General features: G+C 27.1%; 14 protein-coding genes and 1 pseudogene. 13 read left to right on the plus strand and 2 right to left on the minus strand.

Features of this window, described 5'->3' with window-relative positions; translation table 11 throughout:
• Nucleotides 1–443: 443 nt before the first annotated feature.
• The 6 genes and pseudogenes from AC2JAQ_RS05345 (at nt 444) to AC2JAQ_RS05370 (ending at nt 6,015) form a co-directional block, all read left to right on the plus strand.
• Entirely contained in the window at nt 444–998 is a 555-nt protein-coding gene (locus tag AC2JAQ_RS05345; protein ID WP_488458269.1) for a DUF6512 family protein, read from the plus strand.
• A 199-nt stretch (nt 999–1,197) separates the two neighbouring features.
• Entirely contained in the window at nt 1,198–1,803 is a 606-nt protein-coding gene (locus AC2JAQ_RS05350; RefSeq protein ID WP_488458774.1) for a sugar O-acetyltransferase, read from the plus strand.
• A 604-nt stretch (nt 1,804–2,407) separates the two neighbouring features.
• Nucleotides 2,408–3,079: a response regulator transcription factor gene (locus tag AC2JAQ_RS05355; protein WP_488458270.1), complete on the plus strand. Its 672-nt coding sequence runs from the start codon at nt 2,408–2,410 to the stop codon at nt 3,077–3,079.
• Nucleotides 3,080–3,335: 256 nt separating this feature from the next.
• Nucleotides 3,336–4,370: a sensor histidine kinase gene (locus AC2JAQ_RS05360; protein ID WP_488458271.1), complete on the plus strand. Its 1,035-nt coding sequence runs from the start codon at nt 3,336–3,338 to the stop codon at nt 4,368–4,370.
• A gap of 357 nt (nt 4,371–4,727) precedes the next feature.
• A pseudogene (locus AC2JAQ_RS05365) lies at nt 4,728–4,972 on the plus strand (IS1595 family transposase); the annotation flags it as partial.
• Nucleotides 4,973–5,514: 542 nt separating this feature from the next.
• Nucleotides 5,515–6,015: a hypothetical protein gene (locus AC2JAQ_RS05370; RefSeq protein ID WP_488458272.1), complete on the plus strand. Its 501-nt coding sequence runs from the start codon at nt 5,515–5,517 to the stop codon at nt 6,013–6,015.
• A 955-nt stretch (nt 6,016–6,970) separates the two neighbouring features.
• Here the strand turns inward: AC2JAQ_RS05370 and AC2JAQ_RS05375 are convergent.
• Entirely contained in the window at nt 6,971–8,215 is a 1,245-nt protein-coding gene (locus tag AC2JAQ_RS05375; RefSeq protein ID WP_488458273.1) for an MFS transporter, read from the minus strand.
• 147 nt (nt 8,216–8,362) lie between these two features.
• The gene (locus AC2JAQ_RS05380) at nt 8,363–8,836 is read right to left on the minus strand and encodes a MarR family transcriptional regulator (protein WP_488458274.1); all 474 of its coding nucleotides are present in this window, start codon (nt 8,834–8,836) and stop codon (nt 8,363–8,365) included.
• A gap of 273 nt (nt 8,837–9,109) precedes the next feature.
• On the opposite strand from AC2JAQ_RS05380, the gene AC2JAQ_RS05385 reads away from it, so the two are divergent.
• The 7 genes from AC2JAQ_RS05385 to AC2JAQ_RS05415 all read left to right on the plus strand — a co-directional run bounded on the left by AC2JAQ_RS05385 (nt 9,110) and on the right by AC2JAQ_RS05415 (nt 16,038).
• Nucleotides 9,110–9,781 (plus strand): response regulator transcription factor, encoded by a 672-nt coding sequence (locus tag AC2JAQ_RS05385; protein WP_488458275.1) that lies wholly within the window; start codon nt 9,110–9,112, stop codon nt 9,779–9,781.
• Complete coding sequence (locus tag AC2JAQ_RS05390) at nt 9,778–10,803, plus strand: sensor histidine kinase (protein ID WP_488458276.1); 1,026 nt, start codon at nt 9,778–9,780, stop codon at nt 10,801–10,803. Before AC2JAQ_RS05385 ends, AC2JAQ_RS05390 begins: the two co-directional genes overlap by 4 nt.
• A 119-nt stretch (nt 10,804–10,922) precedes the next feature.
• The gene (locus tag AC2JAQ_RS05395; RefSeq protein WP_488458277.1) at nt 10,923–11,675 is read left to right on the plus strand and encodes an ABC transporter ATP-binding protein; all 753 of its coding nucleotides are present in this window, start codon (nt 10,923–10,925) and stop codon (nt 11,673–11,675) included.
• Nucleotides 11,675–13,570: an FtsX-like permease family protein gene (locus tag AC2JAQ_RS05400; protein WP_488458278.1), complete on the plus strand. Its 1,896-nt coding sequence runs from the start codon at nt 11,675–11,677 to the stop codon at nt 13,568–13,570. Before AC2JAQ_RS05395 ends, AC2JAQ_RS05400 begins: the two co-directional genes overlap by 1 nt.
• Nucleotides 13,571–13,988: 418 nt before the next feature.
• Nucleotides 13,989–14,552, plus strand: coding sequence for a DUF4365 domain-containing protein (locus tag AC2JAQ_RS05405; protein WP_488458279.1), 564 nt, complete (start codon nt 13,989–13,991; stop codon nt 14,550–14,552).
• A 93-nt stretch (nt 14,553–14,645) separates the two neighbouring features.
• A complete protein-coding gene (locus tag AC2JAQ_RS05410) occupies nt 14,646–15,053 on the plus strand; it encodes a hypothetical protein (protein ID WP_488458280.1) in 408 nt (135 codons plus the stop codon).
• Between the two features lie 121 nt (nt 15,054–15,174).
• Nucleotides 15,175–16,038, plus strand: coding sequence for a hypothetical protein (locus tag AC2JAQ_RS05415; RefSeq protein WP_488458281.1), 864 nt, complete (start codon nt 15,175–15,177; stop codon nt 16,036–16,038).
• Nucleotides 16,039–16,066: the final 28 nt, after the last annotated feature.

The raw sequence follows: 16,066 nt of genomic DNA on the forward strand, positions 1-16,066 counted from the left end.
AACTTATAAATAGTATGAAGAGAATATCTGGATGAACTTTAGAATTTAAGCTATTACGTAGAAGATTTTACGTTAAAAATTATTAGGAAGCACCTTTTCCCTTCGCTCAAAGGTATAAGTTCAAAAAGCAAAATTAAAAATTTGGACTTTCACTTAACCGAAGGGAGTTTTCCGCTTTAGTAAAATATTCGAAGTAATTGCTATAAATAATGACTACAATGTAACTAAAGTTCCATTGTATAAGTTCAAGAACCAAATTAAAATTTGGACTTTCACTTAAAATTCAGTAATTCTCGGAATATATTTATAAGTTTTATTAATTAGTTATTTTGATAAATCCTTTTTTTATTAGAAATAGTTAGGTTTATATTATATTGATTAAAGTATATTTTAAAATTATATGAGTAAATTAATTATAGTATAAATTACTTAGGAGGCAAAATATGAAATATAGGGATTTATCTGCTCCGGAAAAATGGATTTTAAAAGGTATCCCAACCTTATTTATTATAGGAACAATAATGCATTCTGCATATGACTTAACTAAGAATAATATTATAGTGGGACTCTTTGCTGCTGTAAATGAAAGTATATGGGAGCATTTGAAAATGGTTTTAATGCCTGTAATTTTATGGTGGGCACTTTATTACTATTTTAAAGGTAGGCAGTATTCTATTAACAAAAACAAGTGGTTTCAAAGTGCATTTGTAGCTCTTATTACTTCATTGCTGACAATACCTATGCTTTATTATTTTTATACCCAAGCATTTGGAGTAGAAGTTTTAGTGATAGATATTATAATTTTATTACTTGCAATTATATTTGGTCAATTACTTGGTTTACATCTTTATAAGCATGGTAAAGGTGTTAATTCAAGCATTATTATAATAATTTTTGGAGTATTAATTGCTATGTTTATGATATTTACTTTTTATCCTCCTCATATACCATTATTCCAAGATAGTATTTCAGGTAGTTATGGTATAAATAAAATGTAAAACTTATTTATATAAATTAGAGTTTGTTGGATTTTTGTTATTTAGATTAGTAATTGAAAACGTAACTTTTTTATAAACAATAATATAAAAAATATAAAGAGTATAAAAGAAATGATATTATTTTAGGATAAAGTAAATTATTTTTATATATTTAAAAATATTGTTTAGGGGGAGAAAATTTATGAATGAACGCGAGAAAATGTTGAATGGTAAAATATATGATCCTTTTACAGAAGGATTACCAGAGGAACGTGCAAAAGCACATAAACTTTGCAAGTTATATAATGATACATTTGAAACAGAAACTGAAAAACGTAAGGAAATTATCAATGAATTGATACCTGATTGCCATGAAAGTGTTTATTTACAGGGACCAATTTACTTTGACTTTGGAAGTAATACAGTTATAGGGAAAGATAGTTACGCTAACTTTAATCTTACGGTGCTTGATATTTGCAAAGTTACAATTGGAGAATGTGTTTTTATTGGACCAAATGTTTCTTTACTGACTCCTAAGCATCCACTTTGTTATCAAGATAGAAACCCGTATTACAATGAAAAAACTGGGAGAGTTACAGATATGGAATATGGTGCGCCAATAACAATTGAGGATAATTGTTGGATTGGTGGAGATGTAACTATTTGTGGAGGAGTAACTATAGGAGAAGGTTGTGTTATTGGAGCTGGATCTGTAGTAACAAGGGATATTCCAGCAGGTAGTCTTGCATTCGGAAATCCATGTCGTGTGAGTCGTGCAATTACAGAGGAAGACCGTCTTTCTGCTCATCCAGAGCTTTTTGTATAATAACCATGATTTGATGTTAACAATAAGGATACAAACTAAATAAAGATAAATAGAGAGTAAAAAAGTTACTTTATGATTTAAACATTACAACTTATTTAAATATTAATTAGAAAAAAAATAGGACACAGATATAAACAGCTTAAAATTGAGGATGTTTTAAAGTTACTTGAAAAAACAAGAGATACTAGAGAAAGTTTTAATAAATATATAGCAATTTATATGTAAAATAAAGGAGCTATATAAAAGTAATTTTTTATGTGTAGGGTAGAAAAAAATTTTGATACTAATAGCACTTTTGAAGTATAAAATTATAAACTATCATAAGGAATCACTAAAGTTCTAAATCATGTATTTGGTTTAGAACTTTTTATTATGTATATTTTAATACTGTGGAAATTTGTGGAATATAATTTGAGTTTATGTTATCATGACACTAATAGTAGGCCAGGATTTAGAGAGTAGATGTATCAAAAAGAGATAAGTATAATATTATTCTAGAATAGATAATAGAAACTTTTGGGAAAATTGATTTAGGTTTGATATGTAGATAGATGTTGAGATTATAAAGTACAGCAATAAATTGAAAGTGAGGAAGGAGATTAAGATGAAGAGAATAGTTGTAGTTGAAGATGAATTATTTATGAGGGAAGAGCTTGTTTATATTTTGCAAAAGGCAGGATATGAGGCTTCCTGTATTAGTGATTTTTCAAATGTAGCAGAGAAAATACTTAAAGAATCTCCTGAACTTGTAGTACTGGATCTTAATTTACCAGGAATAACTGGTTTTGAGATATGCAAAGAAATTAAGATGAATAGTACAATCCCTATATTAATTTTAACTAGCAGAGATCAGTTAAAGGACGAGCTTCATGCATTAGGGTTAGGTGCTGATGAGTATCTTACAAAACCATGTAATAAGGATAGATTACTAGCTAGAATTTCTAATTTACTTCGTAGAAATGAAGATAGAAATTATTTTATTGAGATAAGGGGAGTAAAACTTGATTTGCAGACATATACAATGTATTTTAATGAAAAATCAATTGTCCTAAGTGATAATCAAGGAAAGATAATGGAGCTTCTTTTATCTAATCCAAAGGATATTGTTACAAAAGACATGCTATTTGAAAAGATATGGGGAACTAAGGAATACATTGATGAAAATGCCCTGCAAGTTAATATGACAAGATTAAAAAAGACTATTAAGAGTTTAAATATGAATTATGAAATCATGACCATTAGAGGTAAGGGCTATAAATTGAATGCTCTGTTTTAAGTTAATATTGATTTCTAGCTATATCTTCAGACCTAACTTAATTTCGCAAAGAGTTTCTATTGTATATTACAGAATAATAGCTAAGGATTTTAAACTCGCTAAGGCTCAAACAGAAAAATTCTCTTAACGCTATTATTCTTCCATATACAATGAAACTCTAATGCTTATTAAGATGGTCTTTCATCTATATCTAGAAATCAATACTGTTTTAAAACAGAATTTAAAGTAAAGTTAAATTAAGAGAGTTTGAGGGAAAATGATGATTAGAAATTTGATTAATATATTACTAAAATACAGAGTTTGGTTTATTGTCACTATTATTTTAAATAGTATGTTTGGAATATTTATTTGGCTAATTAATCCTGAGAGTTTTATTTATATTTTCCCAACTATGATAATTGGCTCTATTTTAATATATGGCTTAATTGGATTTCTTCTTTACAATAAAGAGAAAAGACAAGTAGAAAGAATCATGGAGTTTATAGAAAATCCAGATTTAAGTGAAGAGGAAGCTTGTCTTGAATTTTTCTATGGTGAGGAAAAAGAGGTTATTAAGTTAATAGGTTCAAGGCTTAGAGAAAAAGAAGAAAAGATTAAAAATCAGGACTTAAACTTAAAAGAGTATGAAGAATACATAGAAACATGGGCTCATGAGATAAAAACTCCATTATCTTTAATGACCTTTGTCCTTGATAATAGGAAGGAAGAACTTTCTCTTCCAATATACCAAAGGCTAGAATATTCAAGAAGTAAAATGCAAGAGGATATTGAGAGAATGCTGTATTACTCAAGGGTTAAGGCAGATCATTTAGACTATATATTTAGTGAAATATCTCTTAAGGAAATTTGTAATGATGTTTTAGATGAATATAAAAACTTAATAGAAGAAGAAAAAATTGTTATTAACAATGAAGTAGGAGATAGCAAGGCAGTTTCTGATAAAAAGGGATTATCCTTTGTTTTAAGACAGATATTAAGTAATTCAATAAAATATACTGATAAAGAAAAAGGACAATCTTTCATAACACTCTCTACCAAGGTTAATAAAAATCATGGGAATATAAAACTAATAATTAGAGATAATGGGATTGGAGCTAATTATTATGACCTACCTTTTTTATTTGATAAAGGCTTTACAGGTGACACTGGACAGGAAAGAAAAAAATCAACTGGAATGGGCCTTTATTTAGCGAATCAGGTGGCTAATAGTTTGAACTTTAAAATAGAAGTTTCAGAAGAATATAAAGAGGGTTTTGAAATATCTTTGATATTTCCCATAGTAGAATGTTAGGACAAACCTATTTAAAAGTAGAAATTCTATATGATTTTAAGGTGATTATAATGTTTTATAATTGCAAATAAATTAAATTAGTACCAAAGGTATAAAAGGTATAAAGATATAAAAGATATAAGAGGTGAAATCGATGAGTAAATTATTAGCTGTATTAACAGCTATATGGGCTACCTTATTCTTTATGGGTTTTTTTGATAAAGATAAAAAGGATAAGAAGAAGTAATAGTTTAAAATTATTCTTCCATAAAAAATTATACTTAATAATAAGGCTTTGTTTTAATAAACTGTTGAAATTTAATTAACCTCTATAAATATGGTTATTATATATATAACTATTATTTAGGAGGTTTTTTTATGCCAAGAGTTAATAATGTTATTCAACAAGTTTCACAATTAAATACATATGAGCAAGGTAAGTTATTTGAGTTTTTGAAGAATGTATTGATTTCAAATGGAATTACTAACTCTGTAAATGAAGAAATTGCTGAAAGTAGATTTAATAAGGGGAAGTGTTGCCCTTTTTGTAATCATGACAAAATATCCAACTAGCTACTTATTCTGGTATAAATGGAGCCAATTATTTAAAACAGAAATGGAAAGAAATAAGCCTAAGAAATTCTTTATTCATGCTAATTCACAGCGCATTCTATATCTTTAATAAAGAACTTTAAGATTATAAATCCAATATATGTGTAAATAGTAAAATTTATTTTAATTTTACTTGTTTTGGTATATATTAAATATAATGATTGATGAACAATCGTATTATAATATGAGGAAAATCATTATGTGGGGAGGAAAGTTTATGGGATTCGGGGGATGGTCTTCGTGGCAAGTTTTCACTTTGGTTTTTTGTATTGCAATAGCACTGGCTATTGCAATTAGTAACCGACATAAAAATAAAAAAGATGAATAATTTTAATATATTACGATTTAAAGGGATGTCCATCGAACATCCCTTTAAGTTATACTTATTTCCACATTATTTTAAAACAAAGCCTTAGAATTAATTATTAAATAGATTAATATAATGAATAAATAATGTATATTGGTTAAAAGGTATGCTAAATTAGAAATTTAAAAGGGGGGATAACTTTAGTGGTAGTTTTGCATTTATATGTAACATATCACTAAAGGCACAATGAAAATAAATAATAAAATAGTATTAGGGGTTATAGTTATTTGCTTAGCAGTAATATTATCTATTTCCATTGGGATGTATTATAAGAATAATGGAGCAGGGAGAAATTTGGGTACATTCAAAAAGGTAATATTAGATGAAAAATATAAAGATACACAGTTCTCTAGTATAGAAGTTATGGGTATAATAGAAGGCACTGCAGAAACTGGGATATATACAACTATAGAAGGAGATACCATAAATAAAGTTATGGATGTACTAAAAGATATAAAACTTAAGGAATATGAGGGAATAAAATATAATGATCAAAACTTTTTTAATCTTAGATTTGTTGGGGCTGATGATGCTTACTTAGAGGTAGTAATAATCGATAATAAAGTTATGCTAATTCAAACAAATGCCTCTAGTGATGAAAGATTTTCGGGTGGATATGAGATTGTAAATAATAATAATGATGTTATTAAAAAACTAGAAGTGATATTGAATGATTATATAAAGTGATATAAAAACAGTGATGCGTAAATTGTAAGCAATATGCAATAAGAGTAGAGGAACGTAAGATCACGTTCTCTTGTTTTGTTGGATTTATGTTTTTATTATTTTAGTGAATTTGTGTTTTAATTTCATATGTGAAAGTAGTTATGATTTACAATATGAATTTAAGGATTTGCACTTCAAAAGGAAATCAGTTGTTAAAAAGGAGTTACAAAGGAATTATATTTAAGTCTCTGTTTTAAACCAATGTTGATATATGGGTATAATAAAAGTGGAGAAGTTAAATTAACTTGTCCACTTTTATTATAGTTCGTAATAGTTTAATACTACGAATTTAATTTTTCTTTAAATCCTACAAAAAGCAAGCATATCCAACCTAAAATCAAGCAAAAAATAGTTATGATTAGAAATGTAAAAGCAGTAATAATTAAATTAGGGTCCTCAAAAAAATAATATCTTATTAATAAATTTATGATAACTGAAGCAATACATGCTATAGCAATGGGTATTTTGTTCTTACTGACAATCCTCTTTCCACAATGTTTACAAACAAAATGTCGTGCAAATAGATTTTTAGGTTTGTGTTTACAAGAATTTTCCACTATAATCACCTCATACAATTTTTAAAATTTAGTATAAAATATAAATAATCTGTTATTCGCCATAATATACAATTGTTTATTAGTCATACCTTTTTATTATACATAACTTATGGTGTATAATTTCAGTGATAAATGCTAAAATAGCTTGTACTCGTATATTAATCTTTAAAAAGGTATAAATAACTTACTCATACCTATTAATTTTTATATGAGTATGAATAGCTTTTACATATTTATTAACTTGTATATGTGTATAATGGCTTATACATGTTACCAATCTTTAAGTATAAATATCTTGTACATGAATATCAATCTTTAAATTGATATAAATAGCTTATGTACGTTTAGTCTAGCAGTTTTTATATAAGTTGAGAACTTTTCTTAGTAGATTTAAATAAAACAGGTATTGCTAATCCTATAAGAATAACACCCATAAAAGCAGGAGCAGAATGACCAAGTGATACATAGACTTGTCCTCCAATAATTGGACCGATTATTCTTGCTAAAGATTGAAGAGCTTGGCTACCTCCTTGAATCCTTCCTTGTTCACTGGAATCTCCAGATTTAGAAAGCATCCCATTAAATGAAGGTCCAAAGATTGAATCACCAAAACCAAATACAAACATTCCAACTATGAAAAATGGATAGAAGGTGAAAATAGCTGATGCTGCAATAAGAGCATAGCCTATGATTTCAGAGGCCATTCCTAGAATTGCTATCTTTGTATCACTAAGTTTCATTAAGAGTTTAGGCATTATTAAACCTTGTGAAATAATATCTTGGATTCCCATAATAGAGAACATAAGTCCTATTAATGTAGGGGACCAATTAAAAGTATCCATTGTAAATAGTGAAAAGATTGACTGTAAAGAGCCATTAGGTATCCAAATTAAGAAGGCTGAAATAAGCAATCTTTTTAAAGTTTTCATGGAAAGCACGCTCAAAAGTTGGGTAAATGGATTAAGTCTTACAAGGGTGATTTTCTTAAGTCTATTACTTTCATGAAGACTTTCAGGCATATATAACATTCCATAAACAAAATTTAATAAAGTTATTATTGCTCCAAAATACATTGGTACAGCATAGCCAAACTTTGCTAGTAAACCGCCTAGAGTAGGGCCAATAGCTGCTCCTATACCTGCAATTGCGCTTATCCACCCAAAGTATTTAGTTCTCTGTTCCTTAGGAGTGATATCTGCAAAATATGCAAAGATGGTACTTATATTTCCACCTGTTACCCCATCTATTATGCGTCCAATAAATAGCATCCATAGAGAGCCACCTATACCAAAGATTAAGTATCCAATTGAGGAACCTAAAAGACATATTAAAAGTAAAGGACGACGTCCATATCTATCACTTAAAGCTCCAAGTCCAGGAGCTACAAAAAATACACAAACTGCATAAATAGAGGTTAGTAGAGTAACAAAGAAGGCTTGTTCACTAGCATTGTTTACATAAGGCTCTACTAAAAATGGAACAACAGGGGCTATAATACTAAATCCCATTCCACAAAGAAAAACAGACGTAAGACCAAAGATTAAAGCCTTTTTATCTACTGTTTCTCCAATCTTTTCTTCATTATATGATTTAGATTTAAACATTTAAATTCTCCTTTCAAAAGTTAATATTGTTTCCTTGTCAACAATAATCATAAAACAGTTTTGTTTCCTTGTCAACAAAATAATGAGAATAAAAAATGCAGTCCATTCTAAATAGATCTTTGGACTGCTCATGTTTATTGCATAAATTTATTCAGGTTTAACATCTAAACCAACCTTTTTTATTTCTTTATCTAAATGACTTCGATATTTTTCTACGAAGCTAATCATATCATTAAAATGTTCCTCAGTTACATCTTCAAATACGGCTTTATCACGCTCTTGAAACTCATTATGAAGATCATCATGAATTTTGTTAATTGCTTTTCCTTCTTCAGTAAGCCTAAAGTAGATTTCCTTTTTGTTATCCTGCTTTTGATAGCTCTCAATAAGACCTTTTTCAATAAGCTTTTTAGTTAATTTACTTATAGCACCCCTAGTCATATAAAAGGAGTCTGCCAGTTTTGTTACGTTACAATCTACATTTTTTGCAATATATTCAATGCAATGCACTTCAGAAGGCTTATAACCTTTAAGACGGTCTTCCATCTTAGACTTATTAAGCCAAGCCATCTTGTTAAATAAGTCTCTAAAACCACTTATGACCTGCTCCTCTTTGTTCATGGTTTATCCTCCCATCCCTTGATTCATTAAGAATATTATATTAAACTTTTGTTTCTCTTTCAACAATCTTAAAGCTTTATAACTTATTAAAAAAACAAACATAGTTAATGAATTACTGCCTTTTAACAATAACTTAGATAAATATATTGAAAGGAATGACCTAGGTACACATGAAGAAATTGAAATATTTGTTTACATAGTTCTATATAAAATGTATTAAATGGCAAAATTATGATAATATTTTAATGAGATAATGACTAAGAGGTGAGATGTTTGAAGAAAATATTGTTGGTTGAAGATGACTTAGATGTTGGAAGAGAGTTAGCTTTATCCTTAAGAAAATGGGCTTTTAAAGTGGAGTTAATAGATAACTTTGATAATATAGTAAAGGAATTTGTAGAGAAAAAACCAAGTCTTATATTAATGGATGTGAATTTACCCTTTTATGATGGATTTTATTGGTGTGAAAAGATAAGAGAGATTTCAAAAGTGCCTATAATATTCTTATCATCAAGAGATTCAAATATGGATATTATTATGGGAATGAATAATGGTGGAGATGATTATATTACCAAACCATTTTCAGTAGAAGTATTAATATCAAAAATTAATGCATTACTTCGTAGAAGCTATGATTACACTAATTCAGATTCTTTAATCTATTATAATGATGCAGTTTTAGATGTTGAAAGATGTATTTTTAGATATAAGGACAAAGAAATAGAACTAACTAAAAATGAAATTAAAATACTATCAGCACTTATAAAAAATAAGGGGAAGGTAGTATCAAGAGAAAAGCTTATGATGAGCTTATGGAATGATGACGAGTTTGTTAGTGACAACACATTAACTGTAAATATTACAAGGCTTAGGGCTAAGATAAAGGAATTAGGATTATATGATGTGATTAAAACTAAAAAAGGAATAGGGTATTTAATACAATGAATTTAAAAAGATTTATTAAAGAAAATATAAAAACTATTTTATTTAATTGCAGCATATTACTGACCATTAATATTTATTTCTTTACATCAAACTTATTAAAAGGCAACAAGGGAGAAATATATTATTTAGATATAATATTGATAATCTTTTATGGGATTAGTTTTATTATTAAATATAAAAGCTGGAAAGAAAGATTCAGCACTTTATATGAAATTATGGAAGATGACAATGATATTAATATAAATGATGTTCAGGGAGAATCTTTAGAAGAAGAAATAATTACTTATATCATCAATAAAAAAGAAAAAAAGTATTTAGATTTAATAGAAAGCAAAGAGCAACAAATTAAAGACATGGAAGAATATATCTCTAAGTGGGTTCATGAAATAAAGCTTCCTATAAGCACTACATCTATGATTTTAGAGCGTGTGGAGGATGAAGAGGCTGGTATTGATATTAAAAATGAAATTGAAAAAATTAACTTTCTAGTTAATTCAGTAATGTATGGAAGTAGAGCAACAGCAGCTGCAGAGGATATATTTATTTCAGAAGAAAAATTGCAAGATATAGTAAGGCAAGCAATAAAAAATAATGCCTTTATGTTAATAAAAAATAATATAGAAATAAAATTGCACAATCTTGATTACTACATTTACAGTGATAAAAAGTGGATTTTATATGTTTTAGATCAGCTCATTAATAATTCAATAAAATATTCAAAGGAAAATGGAATAATTGAATTTTATGGAGAAGAAACAGAGAAATATATAAGCTTAAACATAAAAGATAATGGAGTTGGAATAGCAGCGGAGGATTTAGAAAGAGTATTTAATAAAGGCTTTACAGGTACTAATGGCAGAAATACTACATATAAATCAACTGGAATGGGACTTTATTTTAGCAAAAAGATTTTAGAAAAGTTAGGGAGTTCTATTGAGGTTAACTCTGTAAAGGATGAATATACTCTATTTAAAATAAGGTTTAATAAAATATCTGATTATACTACTATTACAAAAATGTAACATTGAAAGTCTAAATGTAAGGTTAAGTGAAGGATTAATTATTAAAAAACCACTAAAATTAACTTATAAGCTGATTAATAGTTCAGCTAAATAAGAAATTTGATTTTGGAGGAAAAAGAATGAGCGAAATATTAAAATTAAGCAACTTATCAAAGGATTATGGCATAAAGGGCTTTAAGACTAGGGTTTTAAATAATATATCTCTATCTGTTGAAGAAGGTGAGTTTTTATCTATAATGGGACCATCTGGAGCAGGTAAAACTACACTCCTAAATTTATTATCTACATTGGACAAACCTACTAAAGGAGAAATACTTTTAGATGGAATAGATGTTACAAAGGTAAGAAATAAAGAGTTATCTAATATTAGAAAAGAAAAAATAGGCTTTATATTTCAAGATTACAGTCTTTTAGATAACATGACATTAATGGATAACATAGCTCTCCCATTAGCATTAGGAAGAAAGAAAACTAAGGAAATCGAAGAAAAAGTTATTAAAATGGCAGAGGTTTTTGGGCTAAAAGAGCACCTTAAGAAATATCCTTATGAATTGTCAGGAGGACAAAAGCAAAGAGGAGCTGCAGCTAGAGCCTTAATCACAGAGCCAAGGGTTATATTTGCTGATGAACCAACAGGAGCTTTAGATTCGAAATCTTCTATTGATTTACTAGAATGCTTAAAGAAAGTTAATGAAGAAAATAAAGCTACTATAATAATGGTTACACATGATGCCTTTTGTGCAAGTTATTCTAAAAAGGTTTATATGTTAAGTGATGGTGAATTTAAGTGCCAATTAAATAGAGGGCAGGATAGAAAAGAGTTTTATGGAAAGATAATTGATTTATTAGCAACTTTAGGAGGTGCTAAATAATGAGTATATTTTCCATTGCCTTTAATAACTTTAAAAATAATATAAAGACATACAGTATGTTTTTTATATCAATGATATTTTCAGTAATTATTTTAAATAATTTTATAATACTTATAGATGGAGAGGCATTAAATATTTTAGGTGAATTTAATGCTTCCTATACAAAAATGATATTAAGAATGATAAGTTTAGTTTTAGGAATTTTTATGTTTTTCTTTATATGGTACACATCAAATGTATTTTTAAGAAATAGAAAAAAGGAAATAGGTCTATTTACATTTATGGGAGTTGACTTAAGGACTATCGGTAAAATATATTTTACAGAAATGATGCTAATTGGACTATCTTCATGTGTAATTGGAATAGGGGCTGGGGTATTATTTTCTAAGTTTTTTCAAATGATAGTTTTTGCAGTTGCAAATTTTAATGTAGACGTTAAGTTTGCAGTTACAGTCAATTCAATAGTAAATACATTTTTTATATTCATAGCTATATTTTTGTTAATGAGCATTAAGGGTTTCATTAATATTGCAAGTAGTAAGGTAATTGATCTTTTAAATGATAGCAAAAAGACAGAAAAAATGCCTAAAATAACTGTGTTTACTTACATTATTGCTATTGTATCCATAGGATTGATTGCATATGGATATTACTTGATCCGTAGTTCTCAAATGAATGCAGTAAAAACATTAGTTTTAGTTTGTATAGGTACTTATGGATTGTTTTATGCTGCTATTCCAATAGTTCTTAATTCTTTAATTAACAATAAAAATATATTATATAAAGGGGAAAATATAATAACTATTAATAATTTAGCTTATAGAATAAGGAAGAATTACACCACTTATGCTACTATAGTTATTTTAACAGCATGTACAATTACTGTCCTAGGTACATCAGTATCCATGAGAAAGCTTTATTCAATGAGTGAAGAAAATGATCAATTGTTTTCAATGTCTTTTTCTTCTTCAAATGCAATAAATCATGAAAAAATATCAGAAGAAATTACAAATGTTTTAGGAGAAAAGAATTTTGACTTAAACACTGATGTATTAATGGTTAAAGATAATATTCAAAATGGGGAACAAAAGTATATAGTATTACCTTATGATAAATTCACCAGTATATTAAAGAGTAATGGATATGAAAAAGACTTAGAAAAGGTTAATGAAGAAATGGTGCAAGGAGATAAGGTAATATATATTCAGCGTCCAGGAACATTATTAAGTTTAGTTAAGAAAAATAACGTTACTGTTGGTGATAAAACTTTTGAAATAAGTGAAAGTGATATAAGATTTAAGGTTTTAGGATCATTAATTAACTATCCTGCAGTGGTTGTTAACAATAGCCAATATGAAAAGCTGAAAAATAGTGGTGAAATGATAAATTTTTATGGCATTAAAGTAAAAGATGACAAAGAATTACTAGATAAAGATATATTAAATAAATTAAGAGAAGGATTAAAACCTTATTTAAGAGATGATATCAATTTTCAGATAGGTATATATAAGACTGAAAATGTAGCATGGTTAAAGCTTGTCTATGCAATTGGAGCATTTCTATTTTTAGTATTTATACTTGCAGAGGCTAGCATAATTTACATTAAGATATATAGTGATGCAAATGATGATAAAGAGAAATATAAAATCCTAAAAAATATAGGAGTGTCAAAGAAGGACTTAGGAAGAGCAATCAGAAAGGAAGTTTCATTGTTTTATATACTTCCACTATCAATAGGGCTTCTTCATAGTTTCTTTGCAATACAAGCTTTAGGAAAATTCTTATCAGAAAACTTAAATCTAACCTTTGTTATAAGTGTATTAGTATCAATAGGCATTTTCCTTGTTAGTGCAATTATATCTAATAAAAGCTTTAAGAGTATTGTTAAAGTATAAATTGAATATATGAGATAATATACAGTTATGAGCCAAAACTTAAAACAAGTTTTGGCTCATTTTTATATATTAATAATTCTTAAGGTTTATGCCGGATTGGTCAGAGATTGGTGTTTTAAGGTATCAAAGATAAAGCATATTATTTTAACTATTGATTGTGCTAATGTGGCATAATATAAACTTGCTGAAAAATGCGGTTTTGAATTATTTGAAAAAAGAACTCCAATTAGTCATAATCAACCTAATATGGAAAGTGAGAGTTATTTTTATTATGGTAAGTATAGATAAAGTCATAATTAAAAATAAAAAATTAGATAGTAAATAACTATTAAATTTACTAGATTAAGGCTGTTTTTTTGTTTGAGAAAAATAGTATAATTAAGAAAAAGATATGTAATTATATGGAGGAAATAATATTATGAAAAAGTTACCTGCCTATGGAGTAAATAAGCTAACTGGAAATGTTGCAGCAGATATATTGAAGAGTATTTTGCAAAGATTTGCTATTGTCAATACGCATGATGAATCAATTGATTTAGGAATAGATATGAGAGCACAAGTAATTGAAAATACAATCCCGAAGGAGCAGTTCTTTAATATTCAGTGTAAAGGAACTGATGAATTAGATATACATTCTTCAGTAGAATGCTATAATATTCAAATAAAAGTATCTACAATAAATTACTGGAATCAACAAAATGAAACGACATTTCTATTTTTAGTTGATAATAGTAAGTTGAATTGTTATTGGTGCAATCCGTTGTTACAACTTGGAGAACGAATTAATCAAGTTCAACATCAAGACACTGTAACTATAAAAGTACCATTTAAAAACTGTATTAATATGCAAACAGATAATTTACCAAATGAGTTTATAAACTGTATTACTATTTATTTGGTCAACAAAGCTAGCAGATTATCTGATATAACAAAACAAATCAAGAGTGGAATAACAGGAAAGTATATGTTAGATATAGCTTAATCATTTGAAATATTATCAGTATTACTTAGAGAAACAAATAAAATAAAAGAAGATTATTACGAAATAGCTAATACAATAATAAATAACGTAAAGTTGAGGTTAGAAGAGACATATGATGTATATTGTAGATTGGATTATTTACCATGTACAAGGCAATATTGTCCTAATTTGCTTAATGACAGGAAGTTTGGGACAAAGGTACAAAAAAGTATACGAGATTTAAAAAAAGAATCTGATGAACTAATTAATAAATTTGAGAATAATAAAGAAAATGTAGAGTTATTAAAGAAACTAGAAATATGTGAAAAAGAACTGATAGATTTATACCAAAATGTATTAGCATTTCTATATGAAATGGTATGTGAGGATGATCCGTTTGGAGACCATTCATATTTGCTAAATATGATTAATGAAAGGAGAGGTAATCATATAAATATAGATGATCCAGATAATTCTAAATATGATAAAACTAACGATAAATCATATTATAATTATTGTTAGTTAAAGACGATAAGTATATATTATAAAAAATTTCATTTAAGTATGATATAGAGAACCGTACCATAAGTAACGGAGCATATAAAATATGGAAAATTAAAAAAATAATTTAGGAGTATAAAGTATGAGGTTAAATAAAACAAAAGGTTCATTGGTTGAGAATAAACCTATTTTTGGCATAAAATATATAATTATATTAAATATAGCATTTATTACATTATGCATATTGAGTTGGATTATAGGTCCATCCATTTTAGAACTATTAAAAAATAATGGATTAGATCTAATAATGCCTACAGATATAAATACTATTATCATAGCTTTATCTACTATTTCAATATCTATGTTTCAAATTATAATTGAAAAAGTTAATGATAGGATTCTTGGTATGTCTTATAAAAAAATATTTTTTAAAGATAGGATTTGGAAATATAGTAACTTCCCTAACTCATCTTTAATATTATTAGAAATGTTGATAGTTAGTAATATACTAAATCTATTTAAAGAGAATGTATATATCAATATTTTACATTGTATTATATTGGTAATTACTATATATTTTAGTTGTCGGATTTTTTACTTAAGTTTAATTGTAGTTATAAAAAAATCTAAAATATATTATGCAATTAAAAAGAAAATTATTAATAGCATGGATGATATAGATAATAACATAATTTCAGACATAATAGAAGAACTACCATTGTTAGAGAAAGAAAATAAAAAATGTTATAATTCTTACATATATGAAGAAATTGGGGTTTTAATACATTTGATTATAGCTATAAAAGATAATAAAAATATAGATAAACATAAAAAACAAGTGATAAATATTATAAGAAATAAAATTATTTACGATGATAGAGAAATAGAAAAATTAATATCAAATATAGAACGTAAAGGGAATATAGAGTTTGGAGAAGAAAAAGAAATTTGGGAAAATATTTTAGTGGAGATAAAAGAAATAAACACGGAATGTAAAGCTTCGTAGAATAAGGTATGGAGAATCGTACCATAAA

The organism is Clostridium sp. LIBA-8553, from assembly GCF_057782465.1.

Bases quoted from the DNA above. Each gene is read 5' to 3' on its own strand.
- AC2JAQ_RS05345 (WP_488458269.1), top strand. From the start codon at position 444: ATGAAATATAGGGATTTATCTGCTCCGGAAAAATGGATTTTAAAAGGT.
- AC2JAQ_RS05350 (WP_488458774.1), top strand. From the start codon at position 1,198: ATGTTGAATGGTAAAATATATGATCCTTTTACAGAAGGATTACCAGAG.
- AC2JAQ_RS05355 (WP_488458270.1), top strand. From the start codon at position 2,408: ATGAAGAGAATAGTTGTAGTTGAAGATGAATTATTTATGAGGGAAGAG.
- AC2JAQ_RS05360 (WP_488458271.1), top strand. From the start codon at position 3,336: ATGATGATTAGAAATTTGATTAATATATTACTAAAATACAGAGTTTGG.
- AC2JAQ_RS05370 (WP_488458272.1), top strand. From the start codon at position 5,515: ATGAAAATAAATAATAAAATAGTATTAGGGGTTATAGTTATTTGCTTA.
- AC2JAQ_RS05375 (WP_488458273.1), bottom strand. From the start codon at position 8,215: ATGTTTAAATCTAAATCATATAATGAAGAAAAGATTGGAGAAACAGTA.
- AC2JAQ_RS05380 (WP_488458274.1), bottom strand. From the start codon at position 8,836: ATGAACAAAGAGGAGCAGGTCATAAGTGGTTTTAGAGACTTATTTAAC.
- AC2JAQ_RS05390 (WP_488458276.1), top strand. From the start codon at position 9,778: ATGAATTTAAAAAGATTTATTAAAGAAAATATAAAAACTATTTTATTT.
- AC2JAQ_RS05395 (WP_488458277.1), top strand. From the start codon at position 10,923: ATGAGCGAAATATTAAAATTAAGCAACTTATCAAAGGATTATGGCATA.
- AC2JAQ_RS05400 (WP_488458278.1), top strand. From the start codon at position 11,675: ATGAGTATATTTTCCATTGCCTTTAATAACTTTAAAAATAATATAAAG.
- AC2JAQ_RS05405 (WP_488458279.1), top strand. From the start codon at position 13,989: ATGAAAAAGTTACCTGCCTATGGAGTAAATAAGCTAACTGGAAATGTT.
- AC2JAQ_RS05415 (WP_488458281.1), top strand. From the start codon at position 15,175: ATGAGGTTAAATAAAACAAAAGGTTCATTGGTTGAGAATAAACCTATT.